This window comes from Aequorivita vitellina (assembly GCF_022008365.1).
Taxonomy (GTDB): domain Bacteria; phylum Bacteroidota; class Bacteroidia; order Flavobacteriales; family Flavobacteriaceae; genus Aequorivita; species Aequorivita vitellina.
On record NZ_JAIRBA010000026.1, the window covers coordinates 1 to 17,720 of the forward strand.

A 17,720-nucleotide genomic window follows, 5' to 3' on the forward strand; every position below is an offset into this window, starting at 1 on the left:
AACAATTAACTCAATAACCCAATCCGGGAAAGGTCTTAAAAAGTAGCGCATAAAATAAAAGGCCGCCTAATTAGTTTTTAGACGACCTCTTTTTGATATTTTAAACTTTCTATTTTTTAGGAGGCGATATCATTATATGCGATCTATGCGTACCGGCATCCATAAGCCAAGGCATCCCGGGGGCTTGTGGTTTTGTAGGTAAGCCCGTGCTTTCACCTGTCATAAAGGGTTTGTATAGTACATAGCGCATTCTACTTTTAAGCAATTCGCCCGTTTCTTCGCTATAATCGCTTTCTTCCCCAGCCACTACATAAACCATAGCTGGTTCGGTGGGCATAGGCAGCGTCCCTGCTTCAATTTCTTGTTTTCTGATTTCACGTTTTTCTTGAGTGGTTTTTCCTTCAGCAACCAAAGCTCTTCCACGAGCCATAAAAGGTTCCAATTCGGCGCCATAGCAAGCAACGCTTATTCCTTCCTTATTAGGGTCGTCTGCCAAGCAAATCATATTATTATTGCCTTGCCTTAGCGTAATCAATTCGCCATTTTCACTGTAACCCAATACAGTAGCATTATCGCGGTACATTTCGGGCGCAGCCAAAACAGCTGTCTGAATTTGAATATGTTTTGGTAAAATTTTGTTTTGCGAAGTAGCCGAAACCGTAATTGCAAAAGCAAAAAGAAATAGTAATTTTTTCATATCTAAAATTTTAGAAATTAAAGGTTAAGATACAAATTTTAAGTATAACTATTACCTTTTTAATCTTTGATCCTTTCCCATAAAGAAATACATAATAGACCCAAACATTGGTAAAAATAAAACTACCAATACCCAAATTAACTTATTGGAACCCGTGAACTCGTTCTGGATAATATCTATTAACGCGACTATGGGCAGTATAGAAACTATTAAAATCATTACGATTAAAATAATTTGCCATACTCCTATGGATGCTAGTGCTATCATATTCTATTTAATTACCGATTAATTAATATTATAAAGCTAAAGTAAGATTAAAAAACCAACTCCTTAATTTTCTGTTTCAATTTTTGTTTTACGTCTTTGGGGTAAGTGCGGTCGCCGTGAAAAACATTTATCATTTCTTCAGTGATACGTTGGCCGTATTTTTTAGCCAATAAATTTCTGAGTGTTTTTTGTTCGTAAAACCATTTTGAAAGCCATACACCCGTTTTTAGTTCGGGTATTAGTGTAGCTTCTAATTTTTTCATATATAATTCGGCAGCTTTTTCGTGGTGTTTCTCTGTTTCAATAATTGCTTCGGCGGCGAGCTTGCCGCTGTAAATTGCATTCGATATCCCTTCGGCGGTAATAGGATCTGCAAAGCCTGCCGCATCGCCTATTAAAAACACATTGTTTTTTACAAAGCCATCGGTGCGTGGGGTAACCGGAATTTGAAATCCGTGTTGCAACTCGCTAATTATAGTTGTAATCCCCAAAGTCTCCAAATAGGCCTGATAGTATTTCTTTAAATTCACCTTTGTCCGTCGTGCCGAAGCAACCCCGATGGAAAGGTGATTCTTCTTTGGGAAACTCCAAGCGTAGCCATACGGGATAGCATCAATATCAAAACGCACATTTTTAGACAGGCGTTTAAAATCTTCGGAGGCAACTTCAACTTCGTATTCTAAAGCGGGAATTAGGTTGCGGGTTTCCTCTATCCAGCCCGCCATTTTTGCCGTCGGACTTAAAGCGCCATCGGCAGCGATAACAAAATTTGCGGTTATAGTGCCTTGCGAGGTAACCAAGCTGATCAATTTGTCTTTAAAACTCAAGGATTGCAGTTTGTGGCTTTCAAGCAAAACGGCGCCTTCCGCTTTCGCTTTATCGGTCATTAGCTTATCGAAAGCATCGCGCATTATCATTGTGATAGAAGGCTCATCCCGCTGCGTAATAAAATGTAGCTTCGCACTTAGGTAGATATCTATTGAAAAAAACTCTCTTTCAACAATTTCCGCAATATCAAACGGCAAATTATTTCTACCTCTAAAAACAAGTCCGCCACCACAGGTTTTATAGCGCGGCAAGGTTTCCTTTTCAATAATTACAGTTGAAATTCCCTTCTTTGAAAGGTGGTATGCCGTGGAGGCACCCGAGGGTCCACTGCCAATTATCGCAACGTCAAAATGCTTCATTTACATAGTTTTGGTGTGGTAAATATAATGTTTGATGCTAATTTATCAGTTCAATTTTTTAACATATTTTAATGATAGTCCAAAAACTGAGTATTGCTATTTTGTTTACTTAAACTTAATTTCATCTTCATTAAACCCTTCAAAAGTCATTTCATAAAGACAATGCACGATAATTTCCTGTTCTGAAAAATTCATCAAACTATTTTTATCAATATTCATTCCCAGCCACTGACGCCAAGGCAGAAATTCAATGCCTTGTGGATACTTTTCTTCCGGTGTAGTTGGGTTGTTATATATACCAACAACATCTATAAAGTAATCGCCATCAATCATATCCTTTTCCTTTGTTATGGCAATTGCCATATCGATGGGTTCGGCTTTCATATTCCTTAATTTTTCGAAGACTGTTTTATAACCCTGCAGCCCTTTTCCTGCCTCCGGGTAGATTTCTAAGAATTTGGAATAAATGCTAGACCATGAATAATTCTGTATAAGTTCTTTTAATGTCATTGCTGTTATTTTTAGAGCTATCGGTAAAGCTGTCTAAAATGATTTTACATTTGCACGGTTTCGGATTCGCTCACAATAATACGAATTCGAAGACTTTGCTTTAAACCTACAATTAATGGTTGAAGGATTTCAACCAAGTAAACCGATAGATTTTTTACATTTTTAGACAGCCAGTTACTGCAGTAGCCTGTTTATGGTTAAGCTAAGTTTTTCAAATAACCCACTACCATTTTCCAATCTCCAAAGTCTTTTCCTTCAGGGCCAAAGTGGATATGTTTTCCAGTGAATTCTCCAGCGCCATTGGCAGTTCTATCATCAATAAGGAAATCGCCCTTTGCCAGATGTTTGTTATGAGACAAGATCAATCTTTTATGAGCTTCCTTAGGCAGGTATTTTTTTACCCACAGTAATTTATCACTCCACGCCGAAGGGTTCTCCCAGGGCGCCGTAGATAGAATATAGGTGTCAAAATTCTTACACAGCCATCTATAACCTTCAATAGCGCCTTCATAGGGTTCCATCAAGGAGAAAATCCCGGGCACCTCATCTAACTTTCCTGCGTATTTTACTTGATCGGCTTTAGAAATTTTATCGATTCCCGATTGAAAATCTACCAGTACGCTGTCCATATCTACAAATACAATTTGCTTGGCATTTCGCTTTTTCAGTTCTAATAGTTCCGTATAATTTTTTGTGTGGCGAACCACTTCTTCACAAAAGTGCACGGTGGAAATATCTGTTGGTTTTCTCGGCTTTTGATGCGGAACTACCCCTAAGGCCGCTCTCTTTTCGTTAACTTGATTTATATATTCTTGCGACATAAAGTTTTCATCATCTGAAATTTCCCGAGCCATAAAGTCAAAATCTTCAGAAAATAACGCTCTTCTAAGATTCTTTACTTGTGTAGCAAAGGAAGTGCTTTCACATTGCACCTTTCTTAGTTTTTTAATTTCATAATCTGTTAGGTAGTTTTGGTATTGTTTTAAAATTTTTCCAATAGTTAAATTCATAAATAATTGCGTGTTTAAGTTAATCTGATGTTTTAAAGTTGAAATTTACAAAGGTGTATTTATCGCCTTTTTTATACGTTAGTTGCGAACCTTCTTGTACAAGGGCCGTGCATAAAGCAACCTCCTTTTTTATTTGTTCCTCGTTTAGGTCTGCGATATCTTCGTTTAAGAAAATAACGCTCTCGGCATAGATACCGTCCCAGTACCATTTTTGGTACAATACCGGGTAAGCCTCAATTCTGGCTTCCATACTTGCAATAATTTGTGTGTCCTGCTCCACGGGCACATCTTTAAATTTGTCTGTCATAATTTTAGTTTTGGTTTTAAGGTTAATTAGTTTTTAAGTTTTAAAAATGGTCTATCTGCACAACTTGCCATAAGCTGCGGATTTGGCCTTTCTCTTTTGAGAACTGCCAGGGTCGTTTACAAACGTTTTTGGTTTTAAAAACGCTTGTTTTTGATGTTATCGGTAAAAAAAGGAATAAGACATATTTTTCCTAAAAGTAGGCTCATTGTTGTTAGCACCTTCGCCTGCTTGGGCAGGTTGCTATCACGCTATTGTGATTCGTAATGATGTTTAAATATAGTTATATTTTGGGGATTTTGCAAGCTATTTTTATAGTTTGTTTTAGAGGCGTATGTGGGTTATGCGCCACTAAAGCATAAATAGTTTGGGTATCAAGTGATTGAGTTTAGTTAATATTTCTCTGGGATTTGTAAACCTGTAGTGGGAGGTGTTTTGATATTTAAGCACAGAACGTCTAAATGCTTCATAAACTTACTGTTAATGCTGTAAGTATAGAGTTTGAGGTTTGTTTATTAGATTCTTAATTTTAGAACTAACGCTAAACTGATTGAGGTTTTTTTAATATTACTGAGGAACATACCCTTAAAATAAGTTTTCCCTAAAATTAAGCAATGTTGTCTGGATTTCTTGTGAAATTTGGATTTAGTATTGGGAACGTTTAGTATAAAAGAAGTAGGGCTGAAAATAAGCGATTACTTTTCGGTTTATCCACAAGCCAAATCTTTTGCATTTTGTTTTAAATTATTGTTCTAAAGGCCAAATCAAAAGATTTGGAGACCTCGCAAATATGCCTGAAACATTGGGTTTAGCACTTACTTGCCCTATTTTTTTTATACAGTGTTGCCCTTAGTGTTCCCGGTAACTTGCTCAATAATCTTGTATCAATACTTCTGTCGGGATGTTTAAATCAGCGTTCAGTTTTCTAATCATTTCCAAAGTCAGTTTGCGTTTTTTGTTCATTATTTCGCTCACTCGACTTTTGAAACCAATCATTTTGACCAAGTCTTTCTGTTTTAGTCCCATTTGTTCCATTCGGAAATTGATTGCAGAAATCGGGTCGGGCATATCTATTGGAAAATGCTCATTTTCGTAATTGTCAATCACCATTGCCAATATCTCCAATTCATCTCCTTCTTCGGTTCCTCTTTTAGCGTCGAAAATAACTTCCAAACGCTCAAGGGCTTTTTGGTAATCCGCTTCGTTTCTAATTGGTCTTATTTTCATCTTAAATTTCGTTTGCGTTAATTTTGTCATATTCCCCGTGAGTTCCGATAAAGCGTATCCACGCCAGTTGATATTCAAAATTAAACTTAACAATGAGTCGATAATCGTTTCCTTTAATGTTAAATACAATTCGGTTGTCTTTCAGGATACTTGCGCTGGGATATTCTTTTTTCAGGTCGTTTATCGATGTCCAGTTCGATTTTTCAGTTTCTCGATACCAGGTTTTCAATTGTAGTTCACAATCGCCGTGCTTTTCCCAAAAATCTCGCAATGTTCCTCTCGAAAATATTTTCACGTAAAATGATTTGTAGCAAAGATAGCACAAAAGTTACCAAAATGATAACTTCCTTCGTTACTTTTTTGCATTAAGGGCAACTTGTGCATATACCTCATAACCACTACGTATATCCCACACATACTAAAGGTGTTTTTGTTTTTATAAATATCAAAGCATTCCAAACCCAAGCAAGCCATAGCCTGCGCACGGGTTTTAGTAACTGGGGAGAATTTGGCATTAACGCCTATCTTCAAATATATTAAAAAATCCTTTTGTTACACCTACATTTTATTTTTCTCTGCCATTGGCATACAAGATTTCTTAGCTTTTACTTCGCTGTTTTAAGAGTGGGTCACAAAGCAAGGTAAACCTACGTTTGAAAAGCCATCCCAATCAAGACCATTCCACATAGTGCTGACTGACAATCATCGGTTCAGTAAACACTGCATTCTTGTTAGGTTCCCGAAAAAATGGGACAGGCTGTTCTGGCCACACGAATGCTTAGTTATTGCCCGTTAAGGCACATAGTTTACAAAGTTAAAATCACATGCTTTACGTTTTTATTTTTAAAATATTTTTTATTTGATTTATCCTACTGAGGTGGTTGTTTGGTTATTTTGGTGGGTGCTGTATGAGGTTGTTTCGGTGGTGTCTTTTTGCGATAACTAATATGATAGGTTAACTATGGCTTATCTATGCTTTATCTATGGCTTATCTATGGAGTAAACACGGGTGAACCTAGTCTTTGCCTTGGCGTTGCTATGGGAGAAAGTACATGCTGAGCCCTTGTACAGTAAGGGTTTTAAGAAAAAACAGACTGTTTTTAAGATTTTTTAGTTGAGAAAGGGTATTTTTTAGACTATTGCGATGCATTCCATTGCCTTTCCCGATACAAAAGATGTAAATATATTGTCTATTTTTTTACCATATTGTATTCCAAGCCAAACCGTTATGGCCACATTGGATGGAATTGAATTTTTGATGGGCATATTAAGTTCTAAGTTAATGTCTTGATGCTCCTTTCTACATAATAATGGAGGGGTTTGTACAGTATCTCCCAAAGCATTGGCTGCGGGATACGTTGTTTGGTATTTTTTAATTTTTCGATTCCATGTATGTGCAGACACTGAACTTATTACTGCAGTAAGCACAAAATGTGTTGCTGATTTAGGGCAATTACGTAAATCTATGGGGCTGCTGTTTTTAATATTTACTGTAATGTTTGAACGAGCGTTATTGGATAAAATAGATTTGTTAGCCCAATAAATTTGATTAAAGATTTGCTTTTTATGTAGTTGAAAGCCAATAAGTGCATCAGGCAGATTAAAAACGTTTGCCTCTCTTTGTCCTTTGGCCCCCCTGCCCTTTTGAATTATTTTGCGACAGCAGCCAGTAAGACGGCTTGTAAAATAACTGTCTTTAAATATTTTCACATTTTCCTGTAAGCCTGTATAAATAGATTTTGCAAGCATATTTGCGGCAGCAAATTCGGTGACATTAGCTTTTACGGTAGTGAAACGAGGGTCGAATAAAATTTTATCTCTTGAAGGGGGTGATGATTTGCGTTTTACATATTCTCCGTTTAGCCTATAGTAGGTAATACCTTTGATTGTACCTATAATGTTTAATATTTTAAACAACTGGAAAGACATTGCATTGATAATGAATTGGTTGCACTGCTAAGATATGAAAAAAAAAAAAAAAAACTGGCTTTGGGAAATTTGAGGGATTTTCTCGGTAAAAACTAGCCATAGCTTAATTATCGTGTTGGGTGTTGGCTTATCTACGGTTTAATTGCGTTTCAACTATTTTTTCCAAATCTCTTTGCTTAAAGTCAAACCAGTTTTGTCTATAAACTGAGTAGTCGATTCTGTTTTTGAAATTCTGAAATGGTTTTTTCCGCACCAAAATATTTTCCAATTCCAATTGAAATTGTTTGTCCGGAATTTGGGCAATAAAGCGTTCCATAATCTTAAAAGACTCAAAACTTTCTAAAACCTCAAATTTTATATAATCCGATTTGTTTTTCGTTACTTTTTTCAATTCCGCTGCGAAAGATTTACGAAATTCATCTTCGTCCCACAGTCTCCCAAAATTCGGTATTGTTATTAATTCGTTTGTTTTCGGATTATAATAGCAATCGTATCCGCAATCTAATTTCTGTGCGATTTGGTTAATTATATTTTGTTTTGAATTATCCATAAAAACAACCGTGTGTGTCTCTTTTAATCATATCGATAATGTCGTTTAAATGTGTGGCTGTTGGAAATGGTTCATACAGTTCCCATTTTCCGCTTGCACGCTTCCAATATAAATTCCATTCTTCTCTCGATTTATAAAATCTGATTTTCGCGTATTCGATATGTTGAATTTCTTTTAGATTATTCCAAATAGGACGAATTTCAAAAAGTACAAATACTTTTCCGTCAAAAGAATATCCGAAATCAAGTTGTGCCCGAATTTCTTCATTTTCCGGACGTATTGAATTTACGTAATTTCTTATTGTCGCTTCGTTTATATCAATTGTAGTTTTCATTTAAGTTCAGTAATTTTTTCAGCTGGCGTAGATGGTGTGTTAATTACAACTAGCTTCAAATATATTAAAAAGTTTGGTGGTTTTGTTTTTTAATTGGTTGATGGGTATTGAATTGCAGAACGTTTGGACGAGAATGAATACACAGGGCGGTTTATAAATGGGATGGCTGTGCGGTTGGGTTTATTGCGCAATCATCTCATTCTGAAATTGTCATTGCTTCTTTAAATCTTTCCAAGTTTAATTTATTTGCGTCAATGATGTACGTATCGGCTTTTTTAAATATTGCAGTAATGCCACCAACCATGCCGCCAATAAAACCACCGCCAATTAATCCCATCATCGATTTATCGGAAGCGGAAAAATAAATAATCCCTTTGTCATCATCTCCAGATAATAATCCTACCAAAGCAAGGGAACCGCCGCCGATTATTGCACCTTTTGCAATATTATTGCCACCCGAACGCCTCGTTTTTATTTTTCCTATTTTATGCAATGGAATTTCTATTGTTTCTTCTTTTAAATATAATTCAATTGAAGTTTTAGATATAGTCTTTATTCTCCCTTTGTTTATTTTTTTACCGTCTAAATTATATATGCGAACAAAAGTATTGCTATATACCTCCTCTTGAGCAATTACACTGTACGAAAAAAACAATACTGTTATAAATATTATATATTTCATGGGTTTATAGGTATGTGGGCTATGGATTGGCTGCGTAAAAATACGCCGGATTCTTTCTGCCGTATGCCGTATGGTTAGCAGTGTTGATAATAGTGCTTATCAGACTATTTGTGCTCTTCCCAATACTCTTTTGGGGTTACTATTTTCGTGCCGTTATAAATTCCCATTGTAAAGTCGCTGGTGTTACCTGTAATTATGAAATCCGCTTTTGAAATTTGTGCCAATTCCAAAAGTCGATTATCTGGTTCATCCGAGATAATTTTCAATTTGGTAGTAGGCTCGTAGATTTCTGACATTTCACTAATTCTTGCGATTAAAAAATCTGCATTGGTTTTAAAATCAATAAATCTTGCGAATTTGGGACGTTCAAGTACTTCAACATATTCTTGTAAAATTGGACTGGAAAGACAAATTAGTGCATTTCCTTCAATGCAATAGTCAACGATTAAATACGGATAATTTTTTTGAATTAAGGACGATACAATTACGTTCGTATCAAGAATTATTTTTTGCATTCCGGTGCGCTTTTATTTCGTCGTCAATCTCTTCCATAGTCATTTTGGATAGACCGTATTTATTGGCTAATTGAATGCTTTTATCCAATGTTTGTTTTGTTATTTTTTTACTGATGATTTCAACCAGTTCAGAAAATGACAACGTATCTTTATTTAAGCCTAATTGGTTAAATTCAAATTCAGATATTTGGACATTTATAGATTTCATAATACCTTGTTTAAGTTCAAATTTACGAATAATTCGCAATCTTTCTTGCATTACTGGCTACCTGCGGAAAACAACAAACCAATTACGTTTAGCCCACTATTTAATAGCGTATGGCTAGGAAGTTTACCTTCAAATATATTAAAAAACCCTAGAACTCCTACGAGCTATATATCACAAAGAGGCTATCTAAAAAGTAAAAATCAATCAGTTTGTTAGATCGAGCGGAGTCGAGACCTTATTGTAAATCAGAAACATAGCGTTCTCGACTGCGCCCGAACTGACATCCAAAACTACTTTTAAGACAATCTCTTGTATCATAATCTGAACAAAATTTAAAGCCGCTTTAACTGGAAATTCGTGAGGTTTAAATAGAATTGGGTTTGTGAAATAAGCGGGTTGAACCACTGCCAATCCCGCAAATGAGTTTCAATTTCGTTTTCATTAAAGACTATGTCCCCCACCGCCTTCTTCCTTTAGCAACACAAAACCGCCTTTGGTTAAAAACTTGCTATCGGGTTTAAATTCAGTAGTGTTTTCAATGGCTGAAAAACCATTATAGGTAGTGCCTATTTTTACTGTTGCAGGATGAATTTCAAATTCTTCGGCAGCGTCTCTTATCCTATTTCCAACCCAAAATGTTTGCCTTCCATTTCTACTACTGCGTTTTCGGGAAGCGCCAAATGGTTTGAGGTACCGGTTACAATTTTGGCTTCGACGAACATGGCGGCAGTAAAGTTGTGTTCGTCCTTTTCTGCAATCTATCCGTGGATTAAGACGGTACGCGACTTGGTATCTTCTACCAAATGCCATTCTCATATTTACGTGCGAAACGATGGTGCTCTAAAATTTTTTAGGAAGGAGGTGGCTATTATTCCATGGACTCGGCTCCGAACGGTCGGGCTGAGGGTTTGACCAAGACGATGAAGAAAACAAAATGATGACATTTTCTATGTTCTTACGATGAAAGTAAAAAGCAACCTCTTAAAACCAACCCTATGAAAATAAAAATAATACTGTTCAGTCTCCTCCTCGTCATTTCTTTGTCAACGAAGGCCCAAGACGGCACCTATGATCCATCGTTTAATCAGGGATCTGGTTTTGCGGGCTTTGTATATACCCTAAAAGTTTTGCCCAATCAGAAAATACTGGTGGGTGGAGATTTTGATCTATACAATAACATTTCGACCCCAAACCTCGTTCGGTTGAACCCTGATGGCACTCTGGACAACACCTTTTCTACCGGAACCGGATTTAATAACGATGTCTATGCCGTTGCTGTGCAACCCGATGGAAAAATAATAGTTGCAGGAGGATTTACGGAGTATAATGGTCAGGCCAGCTTAAGGGTACTTCGGCTTTTACCCGATGGCAATATGGATTCCAGCTTTAATACTACCAATGGCGCCGATGATAGGGTATATGGAATTCTGCTGCAGGCCGATGGAAAGATAATTTTATACGGTTATTTTGATGAATATAATTCGCAATCCTATAAAGGAATCGTACGCCTGAATTCTGATGGAACAATAGATACAACCTTTAATACGGGCACCGGTGCCGATAATGAAGTTTTAACGGGTGTTTTACAAGCTGATGGCAAGATTGTAATTGGGGGGTATTTTACCCATTTTGATGGAACACAGCAAAACCGAATTGCCCGTTTAAATCCCGACGGCTCCTTGGATGCCTCTTTTAATACGGGAACAGGCGCCGATGACGAGATCCGTGCCCTTGGCCTGCAAACCGACGGAAAGTTATTGGTAGGCGGTTTTTTAAATACGTTTAACGGTACTCCCGTGCCACGCATTGCAAGACTTCAGCCCAATGGCAACCTAGATGCAAGCTTCAACCCAGGAACCGGCACCCAAGGTATAATATATAATTTCCTGATGCTTGACGGCGATTACTGTTTTGCCACAGGGCAATTTCCCTCTTATAACGGGTTTCCTCGTAGTGGGATTGTACGTTTAGCACCCGATGGAAGTATGGATAGCTCCTTTAACCCTGGGGACGGCTTATATGGCTCAATGCAAATTGGGGTCACCAATGCGCTTCAAGCCGATGGGAAACTTTTAACTGGCGGACTCTTTACCGCTTATGATTCCAATCCCGTAGGAAGTATTGTACGTATCACCAATAGTATTCTAAACACGCCTCAAGAAGCCCCCTTGCAAGCAAGAAGAATTGCTATACATCCAAACCCAGTATCGAGCCTTTTGCATATTGAAAATCCGAGCCACAACCCACTGCAGTTGATTGCAATTTTTGATATGACGGGGAGAAGGGTATATAATACTTCCCTAAACCCTATTGCAGCAAACAGTGTCGATCTTACTGCTTTGAAGCCTGGGAGCTATCTTTGCATCATTACGGATGGGCATAGCTTTTGGACAAAGAAGTTCCTAAAAAATTGATAAAAAAACCTCCGTCAAAATAATTTGTAGATTTTAGAGCCCAACATCTGTAACCTATGGGTGCGTCCTTCCACTCCGCCTGACTAGGTGCCGGAATTTTTAGGCCCAAGACGCTCCGCCTTGGGTGATAGTAATGCACTTTGACTCCTTCCGGCCGCCGAAAAGATCCATCTTCCCATTCTAGAATATCCCGGCGGCCACCCTTCCGGGTTTTGCAGGCAGGCTCCCCCTTTAAGGAGCATTTGCTTATATATTGAGTTTTTGCTTAAGGGAAGGAGTTTTTTGTGATTTGGGATTTGGAATTTATGTCCTGCCAATCCCGCATATGAGTTTCAATTTCGTTTTCATTAATGACTATGTCCCCCACCGCCTTCTTCCTTTAGCAACACAAAACCGCCTTTGGTTAGAAAGCGACTGTCTTTTTTAAATTCGGAAGTGTTTTTAATATTTGTATAGCCATTGTAGGTTGCGCCTATTTCAACTTCTGCGGGGTGAAGGGTGAATTCTTCCGCTGTTTCACTTTCAATTTCCAACACGTACTGTTTCCCTTCCATTTCTACCACCGCGTTTTCGGGAAGCGCCGAATGGTTTGAGGTACCGGTTACAATTTTGGCTTCCACGAACATGCCGGCAGTAAAGTTGTGTTCGTCCTTTTCTGCAATATGTCCGTGGATTAAGGCAATGCGAGTGTTTGGGTCTATGGAAGTCCCTACCAAATGCACCTCGCCCTTAAAGGTTGTCTTTGAAGCTTCGGGGACGGTAAACAGTATTTCCTGTTCTTTTTCCAATTGCAGTAAATCCTTTTCAAAAACCTTTAATTCCAAGTGAATGTGTTCCGTGTTCATAATTTCCATAATCTTATCGGCTGGAGAAACATAGCTGCCCGTATTCACAAAAACTTGGGTTACGTTGCCAGCAATAGGGCTGTAAATATTTACCGCTGAAACAATATTTCCAGCTGCTACAGACGCGGGATTTATATTCAGCATTTCAAGATTCTTTTTTAAACTGTTGCTGCGCGCCAAAGCGGTTTTGTATTCACTTTCGGCTTTAAGGAAACTTTTTTGCGAAGTGATTTTTTCTTCAAGCATAATTTTCTGCCGCTCGTATTCCGAATTTAAATATGAAAGCTGTGCCACCGTTTCCAGATAGTTTTGCTGCATGGTAATAAACTCCGGGTTTTCAAGGGTTACCAAGCGCTGTCCTTTTGAGACTTGATCGCCAATTAACAAGGGCGTGTTTTTAATATAGCCGCCCGCAAAAGCACTTACCACTGCGCGACTTTGTGGCGGCACGTCTATGATGCCGCTGGTTTGCACCGTTGTGGCAAAGGGTTTTTCGGTGAGTTGACCTACCTCCATTTTGGCGCTATTAAACTGCGCTTTTGAAAGATGGATATTTTCCTCGTGATGTTCTTCAGAAGCAATTTCAGCTGAATTTCCTTCCTTTTCTGAATTGTTACAGGCTGCCAAAACCAAGGCCAGAAGCAACATAATTGATTTTATAGATTTCATAACTAATTTTTTTAAAGCGTTAAATAATTGATAGCGATAACCGCTTGATTGTAATTGTTGAGATTTTCGAGATGATGCAATTCAATCTCGTAAGCGTTTTCAAGGCTTTGGATGTATTGAAAAAAGTCTATTTCGCCATTTTTAAAACTGATGTTTGCTGTTTTTAAAATTTCTTCGGAAAGTGATTTCCCTTCGGTTTCATAATATTGAAGGGCTTCCTCGTATTTTGAAACTTCGTTTAGCAACTGCACTTTTCTGGAATTCAAATGAATTTTATAGTCTTCGGCTTGCTGTTCACTTACATCGGCTGCAATTCGCGAAGCTTTTATTTTTGAAGCATTCCCACTAAAAAGCAACGGAATTTTAAGTCCGATTTGGTACGAATATAAATTATCACTCAAGCCCGAAGCACTCGCCAGCGAATAGGAAAGGCTTATATCTGGCAGTAAATGCTGTTTTTCAAGGTTTTGTTTGGCTTTAAAAAAATCGTTTCTGCTTTCGTAATAAGCTATTGCGGGATGTGCTTCCAAATTCGAAAGTGAAAGATCCAGTTTCTCTAATGCGGCGTTGGCAATAGTTAAACTATCCTTTGTTTGCACCACCATCTTTAAGCGTTCCATTGCAATTTGCACGTCTTCCTTGACTTGCTTATAGTCGGTCTCTAATTGCCGTTGTTTTGCACGGGCGGTAATTTTCTCCAAATAATTGGTCTCCCCGAGCTCAAAACGACGTTCGGCAGCGTGTGCAAAATTTTGATAGAGGCTGTCTAAACTTTCGTAAACACGTTCCCTATTTTTCTCAAATTGAAATTGATAATAGGCGGCGGCAACCATACCTTCGGTTTTGCGTTTTTCAAGCAGGTACTGGCTGCTCTGCATATTGTATTGCCTTTTATTTACATTTTTTTCGGCAAAATAGACCGTGGGAAACTGAAAGTCCTGCGCAACCCCAAACACTTTGAGTTGTTCTCCATTTGGCGCGAAATCGTTTTCGTCGAATTCATAAAAAACCTTGGTCTTTTCAAAAGTAAAAGCGCTGCCTATTAAAGCATCTGCCTGCTCTTTTTGAAGTGATGCGGCTTTCAGTCCGGCGTTGTTTTCCAAAGCCATTTCTTGCAAGTCATTCAAGGTTTTGGGCGTTTCCTGCGCCATTCCTGAAAAGCTTAAAAAGAAAAGTGTAAGCGCAATTGGCAAAGCTTTCCTTTTCGATTTAAGTTGTCTTTTCTTTTTATTTGAATCGAAAATTGAATACAGCACCGGTAAAACAATCAGGGTTAAAATTGTGGCTGTAATCAGTCCGCCAATAACCACGGTAGCCAACGGTCGTTGAACCTCAGCTCCTGCATTGGTAGAAATTGCCATCGGTAAAAACCCTAAAGCTGCAGCCGAAGCAGTTAACAAAACCGCTCGTAAACGGTCTTTTGTACCCTGTACAATTAGTTCGTTTTTATCTGTCATACCTTCTTTTTTAAGTTCTTTAAAGTGTTCTATTAAAACAATTCCGTTGAGGACGGCAATCCCGAAAAGCGCAATAAAACCAACCCCTGCCGAAATGCTAAAAGGCATATCGCGAAGCCAAAGCAAAAGCACTCCACCTACTGCTGCTAAAGGAATTGCAGAATAAATCAACAAAGCTTCCTTTACCGAATTAAATGCGAAATAAAGCAGTACGAAAATTAAAAGGAGCGCTACGGGAACAGCTATTAAAAGTCGTTCTTTTGCGCTCTGCAGATTTTCAAATTGCCCGCCGTAATCAATTGTATAGCCCACGGGAAGTTCTATGTTGTCGTCAATCAATTCTTGCACATCGTCCACCACACTTTGCAAATCGCGACTTCGCACGTTTATTCCCACCACAATACGGCGTTTGGTGTCGTCCCGCGAAATTTGTGCGGCACCTTTGGAATACTTTATGTCCGCCAGTTCGCGCAACGGCACTTTTTCGCCAGAAGGGGTATCGACAAACAGGTTTTGCAAATTTGAAAGATCGCGACGGTTGTTTGCATCCAAACGAACTACCAGATCGAAGCGTTTTTCGCCTTCAAAAATGCTTCCCAAAGATTTCCCGGCGAAGCCCATTGCAATCATTTCGTTTAAATCTTCAATGTTTAAGCCGTAGCGTGCAATTTTAGCTCTATCGAAATTCACGCTCATTTCGGGCAAACCGGCTACTTTTTCAACAATAATATCGTCAACGCCAGCCGTATTTTCCACCAGGTTTTTTATCTCGTTGGCCTTTTTGCTCAACACATCGAGGTCTTCCCCAAAAATCTTAATGGCTATATCTGCACGTACGCCGGTAATCAATTCGTTGAAACGCATTTCGATGGGCTGGGTGAACTCCACTTCCATTCCGGGAATTATCGCCAGGGCTTCCTTAAACTTTTCTGCCAGTTCATTTTTACTGCTGGCAGAAACCCATTCCTTTTTTGGTTTTAGGGTAATTATTACATCGCTATCTTCCATAGACATAGGATCGGTGGGCACTTCGGCGGCACCAATACGACTTACCACTTGATCTACTTCAGGAAAATTATCGATTAAAATATTTTCAATTTGTGTTGTTATAGCAATCGTATTGCTAAGGGAAGTTCCCGTTTTTAACACTGGTTGAATTACAAAATCGCCCTCGTCGAGCGTAGGGATAAACTCCCCTCCCATTGTTGAAAACAAGTAAATTGTAACAGCCAGGATGAGTACTGCCGCTGATAAAACTATTTTTTTCGCCCCCAAAGCCCACCGAATTATTGGGTCGTAAAAGCGGTTGAAAAAAGTCATAATTCTTACAGACACATTTCTCTTTGAAGGTTCTGTAGGTTTTAAAAATACCGAGGCAGCCACAGGTACATAAGTAAAACAAAGCAGCATGGCCCCAATTAACGCAAAGCTGAAAGTCTGCGCCATGGGAATAAACATTTTACCTTCCACCCCACTGAGGGAAAGAATTGGAATAAATACAATTAAAATTATCATTTGCCCAAAAATGGCGGAATTCATCATTTTTGAAGCACTCTTTACCGTCACCGCATCTTTTGCCAATTGCTTTTCCGCAACGGGAAGCGCTTTTAATTTTGAAGCCTTGGAACTTATTTTAAAGGCTACAAATTCCACAATAATAACGGCGCCGTCTATAATAATCCCGAAGTCAATTGCGCCCATACTCATTAAATTGGCATCGACCCCAAAAATATACATCATTGAAAGCGTAAAGAGCAACGATAACGGAATAACAGAGGCTACAACCAGCCCCGAGCGGAAATTACCCAGTAAAAGCACCACCACAAAAATTACGATTAACACCCCGAGAATCAGGTTTTCGGCGATGGTAAAAGTGGTTTTTCCTATTAAAACGCTACGATCTAAAAACGGATTGATATACACGCCTTCCGGCAAGGATTCTGAAATTTCGGCAACCCGATCTTGCACGGCCTTAATAACCTCATTGGAGTTGGCATCTTTTAGCATCATTACTTGTCCGAGTATCTTTTCGCCTTCGCCATTTCCTGTAATGGCACCAAAACGCGGTGCACTGCCAAATTGCACTTTCGCGATATCTTTTATATAAATAGGGAAACCGTTTTCGTTTTTTACAACGATATTCTCAATGTCTTCCAAAGAAGAAATAAGCCCTTCGCCACGAATAAAATAGGCTTGGTTTTCCTTTTCAATATAACCGCCACCCGAAACGCTATTGTTTTTTTCCAAAGCGGTGAATATTTCGGCAGCCGAAATATTCATTGCATTTAGTTTATGGGTGTTAATGGCAACTTCGTACTGTTTTAAATGGCCTCCCCAAGTGTTAACCTCAACTACGCCGGGAATTCCGGAGAGTTGTCTTTTAACGATCCAATCTTGAATGGTACGTAAATCGGTATCGGTATATTTATCTTCGTAGCCCGGTTTTACGTCTAGAATGTATTGATAGATTTCGCCCAGTCCAGTGGTTATTGGCCCCATTTGCGGTGTGCCAAAACCTTCGGGAATGTTTTCGGAGGCAGACTTGATTTTTTCGGCTATAAGCTGCCGGGGCAAATAGGTACCCATACTTTCTTCAAAAACAATGGTAACTACCGAGAGGCCGAATTTTGAAGTGGAGCGGATTTCAATCACGCCCGGGAGATTCGCCATTTCCAACTCTACCGGATAGGTTATAAATTGTTCCATATCCTGGGTGGAAAGGTTGCGGGAAGTGGTGATAACCTGCACTTGATTGTTTGTAACATCGGGAACCGCCCCAATAGACAATTGGGTGAGCGAGTAGGTTCCAAAGCCTATTAACACAAGGGTTAACAAACCTACGATGAGTTTATTATTAATACTGAATTGAATGATTTTTGAGAGCATAACTAAAATGATCTTTGTTGTTCAACGGA

At 38.6% G+C, this 17,720-nt stretch carries 18 protein-coding genes and 1 riboswitch; of the genes, 1 reads left to right on the forward strand and 17 read right to left on the reverse strand.

Annotated features, from left to right (window positions below; genetic code table 11):
- Window positions 1-109: 109 nt before the first annotated feature.
- The 15 genes from K8089_RS12245 to K8089_RS12315 form a co-directional block, all read right to left on the reverse strand.
- Window positions 110-697, reverse strand: a complete 588-nt coding sequence (locus K8089_RS12245; RefSeq protein WP_237603580.1) for a hypothetical protein — start codon at window positions 695-697, stop codon at window positions 110-112.
- A gap of 51 nt (window positions 698-748) precedes the next feature.
- Window positions 749-964: a PLD nuclease N-terminal domain-containing protein gene (locus tag K8089_RS12250; protein ID WP_338149256.1), complete on the reverse strand. Its 216-nt coding sequence runs from the start codon at window positions 962-964 to the stop codon at window positions 749-751.
- 47 nt (window positions 965-1,011) lie between these two features.
- The gene (locus K8089_RS12255; RefSeq protein ID WP_237603581.1) at window positions 1,012-2,151 is read right to left on the reverse strand and encodes a geranylgeranyl reductase family protein; all 1,140 of its coding nucleotides are present in this window, start codon (window positions 2,149-2,151) and stop codon (window positions 1,012-1,014) included.
- Window positions 2,152-2,256: 105 nt separating this feature from the next.
- Window positions 2,257-2,661, reverse strand: a complete 405-nt coding sequence (locus K8089_RS12260; protein ID WP_237603582.1) for a DUF6557 family protein — start codon at window positions 2,659-2,661, stop codon at window positions 2,257-2,259.
- Window positions 2,662-2,858: 197 nt separating this feature from the next.
- Complete coding sequence (locus K8089_RS12265) at window positions 2,859-3,671, reverse strand: 5' nucleotidase, NT5C type (RefSeq protein ID WP_237603583.1); 813 nt, start codon at window positions 3,669-3,671, stop codon at window positions 2,859-2,861.
- A 19-nt stretch (window positions 3,672-3,690) separates the two neighbouring features.
- On the reverse strand, window positions 3,691-3,978 hold the full coding sequence (locus K8089_RS12270; protein ID WP_237603584.1) for a hypothetical protein: 288 nt from the start codon (window positions 3,976-3,978) through the stop codon (window positions 3,691-3,693).
- 173 nt (window positions 3,979-4,151) lie between these two features.
- Window positions 4,152-4,250, reverse strand: a riboswitch (SAM-I-IV-variant riboswitch).
- Between the two features lie 595 nt (window positions 4,251-4,845).
- Window positions 4,846-5,202, reverse strand: a complete 357-nt coding sequence (locus tag K8089_RS12275; RefSeq protein ID WP_237603585.1) for a helix-turn-helix domain-containing protein — start codon at window positions 5,200-5,202, stop codon at window positions 4,846-4,848.
- A gap of 1 nt (window position 5,203) precedes the next feature.
- On the reverse strand, window positions 5,204-5,497 hold the full coding sequence (locus K8089_RS12280; RefSeq protein ID WP_237603586.1) for a type II toxin-antitoxin system HigB family toxin: 294 nt from the start codon (window positions 5,495-5,497) through the stop codon (window positions 5,204-5,206).
- An 836-nt stretch (window positions 5,498-6,333) separates the two neighbouring features.
- Window positions 6,334-7,119: a hypothetical protein gene (locus K8089_RS12285; protein WP_237603587.1), complete on the reverse strand. Its 786-nt coding sequence runs from the start codon at window positions 7,117-7,119 to the stop codon at window positions 6,334-6,336.
- A gap of 139 nt (window positions 7,120-7,258) precedes the next feature.
- The gene (locus K8089_RS12290) at window positions 7,259-7,681 is read right to left on the reverse strand and encodes a UPF0158 family protein (protein ID WP_237603588.1); all 423 of its coding nucleotides are present in this window, start codon (window positions 7,679-7,681) and stop codon (window positions 7,259-7,261) included.
- On the reverse strand, window positions 7,674-8,015 hold the full coding sequence (locus tag K8089_RS12295; protein ID WP_237603589.1) for a DUF3024 domain-containing protein: 342 nt from the start codon (window positions 8,013-8,015) through the stop codon (window positions 7,674-7,676). Before K8089_RS12295 ends, K8089_RS12290 begins: the two co-directional genes overlap by 8 nt.
- 196 nt (window positions 8,016-8,211) lie before the next feature.
- Entirely contained in the window at window positions 8,212-8,697 is a 486-nt protein-coding gene (locus K8089_RS12300; protein ID WP_237603590.1) for a hypothetical protein, read from the reverse strand.
- A 104-nt stretch (window positions 8,698-8,801) separates the two neighbouring features.
- Window positions 8,802-9,212 (reverse strand): putative toxin-antitoxin system toxin component, PIN family, encoded by a 411-nt coding sequence (locus K8089_RS12305; RefSeq protein ID WP_237603591.1) that lies wholly within the window; start codon window positions 9,210-9,212, stop codon window positions 8,802-8,804.
- Window positions 9,193-9,420 (reverse strand): hypothetical protein, encoded by a 228-nt coding sequence (locus K8089_RS12310; protein ID WP_237603592.1) that lies wholly within the window; start codon window positions 9,418-9,420, stop codon window positions 9,193-9,195. Before K8089_RS12310 ends, K8089_RS12305 begins: the two co-directional genes overlap by 20 nt.
- 441 nt (window positions 9,421-9,861) lie before the next feature.
- Complete coding sequence (locus K8089_RS12315; RefSeq protein WP_237603593.1) at window positions 9,862-10,230, reverse strand: hypothetical protein; 369 nt, start codon at window positions 10,228-10,230, stop codon at window positions 9,862-9,864.
- 185 nt (window positions 10,231-10,415) lie between these two features.
- Between K8089_RS12315 and K8089_RS12320 the strand changes: the two genes are divergently transcribed.
- On the forward strand, window positions 10,416-11,834 hold the full coding sequence (locus tag K8089_RS12320) for a T9SS type A sorting domain-containing protein (protein ID WP_237603594.1): 1,419 nt from the start codon (window positions 10,416-10,418) through the stop codon (window positions 11,832-11,834).
- 347 nt (window positions 11,835-12,181) lie between these two features.
- Here K8089_RS12320 and K8089_RS12325 read toward each other — a convergent pair whose 3' ends face one another.
- Together K8089_RS12325 and K8089_RS12330 are read right to left on the reverse strand one after the other, a co-directional pair.
- Window positions 12,182-13,348 (reverse strand): efflux RND transporter periplasmic adaptor subunit, encoded by a 1,167-nt coding sequence (locus K8089_RS12325; protein ID WP_237603595.1) that lies wholly within the window; start codon window positions 13,346-13,348, stop codon window positions 12,182-12,184.
- A gap of 11 nt (window positions 13,349-13,359) precedes the next feature.
- Entirely contained in the window at window positions 13,360-17,691 is a 4,332-nt protein-coding gene (locus K8089_RS12330) for a CusA/CzcA family heavy metal efflux RND transporter (RefSeq protein WP_237603596.1), read from the reverse strand.
- Window positions 17,692-17,720 lie beyond the last annotated feature (29 nt).

Excerpts from the sequence above, each read along its gene's own strand:
- K8089_RS12300 (WP_237603590.1), bottom strand. The coding sequence starts at position 8,697 with ATGAAATATATAATATTTATAACAGTATTGTTTTTTTCGTACAGTGTA.
- K8089_RS12250 (WP_338149256.1), bottom strand. The coding sequence starts at position 964 with ATGATAGCACTAGCATCCATAGGAGTATGGCAAATTATTTTAATCGTA.
- K8089_RS12320 (WP_237603594.1), top strand. The coding sequence starts at position 10,416 with ATGAAAATAAAAATAATACTGTTCAGTCTCCTCCTCGTCATTTCTTTG.
- K8089_RS12310 (WP_237603592.1), bottom strand. The coding sequence starts at position 9,420 with ATGAAATCTATAAATGTCCAAATATCTGAATTTGAATTTAACCAATTA.
- K8089_RS12245 (WP_237603580.1), bottom strand. The coding sequence starts at position 697 with ATGAAAAAATTACTATTTCTTTTTGCTTTTGCAATTACGGTTTCGGCT.
- K8089_RS12265 (WP_237603583.1), bottom strand. The coding sequence starts at position 3,671 with ATGAATTTAACTATTGGAAAAATTTTAAAACAATACCAAAACTACCTA.
- K8089_RS12305 (WP_237603591.1), bottom strand. The coding sequence starts at position 9,212 with ATGCAAAAAATAATTCTTGATACGAACGTAATTGTATCGTCCTTAATT.
- K8089_RS12255 (WP_237603581.1), bottom strand. The coding sequence starts at position 2,151 with ATGAAGCATTTTGACGTTGCGATAATTGGCAGTGGACCCTCGGGTGCC.
- K8089_RS12325 (WP_237603595.1), bottom strand. The coding sequence starts at position 13,348 with ATGAAATCTATAAAATCAATTATGTTGCTTCTGGCCTTGGTTTTGGCA.
- K8089_RS12315 (WP_237603593.1), bottom strand. The coding sequence starts at position 10,230 with ATGGCATTTGGTAGAAGATACCAAGTCGCGTACCGTCTTAATCCACGG.
- K8089_RS12275 (WP_237603585.1), bottom strand. The coding sequence starts at position 5,202 with ATGAAAATAAGACCAATTAGAAACGAAGCGGATTACCAAAAAGCCCTT.
- K8089_RS12270 (WP_237603584.1), bottom strand. The coding sequence starts at position 3,978 with ATGACAGACAAATTTAAAGATGTGCCCGTGGAGCAGGACACACAAATT.
- K8089_RS12290 (WP_237603588.1), bottom strand. The coding sequence starts at position 7,681 with ATGGATAATTCAAAACAAAATATAATTAACCAAATCGCACAGAAATTA.
- K8089_RS12260 (WP_237603582.1), bottom strand. The coding sequence starts at position 2,661 with ATGACATTAAAAGAACTTATACAGAATTATTCATGGTCTAGCATTTAT.
- K8089_RS12330 (WP_237603596.1), bottom strand. The coding sequence starts at position 17,691 with ATGCTCTCAAAAATCATTCAATTCAGTATTAATAATAAACTCATCGTA.
- K8089_RS12295 (WP_237603589.1), bottom strand. The coding sequence starts at position 8,015 with ATGAAAACTACAATTGATATAAACGAAGCGACAATAAGAAATTACGTA.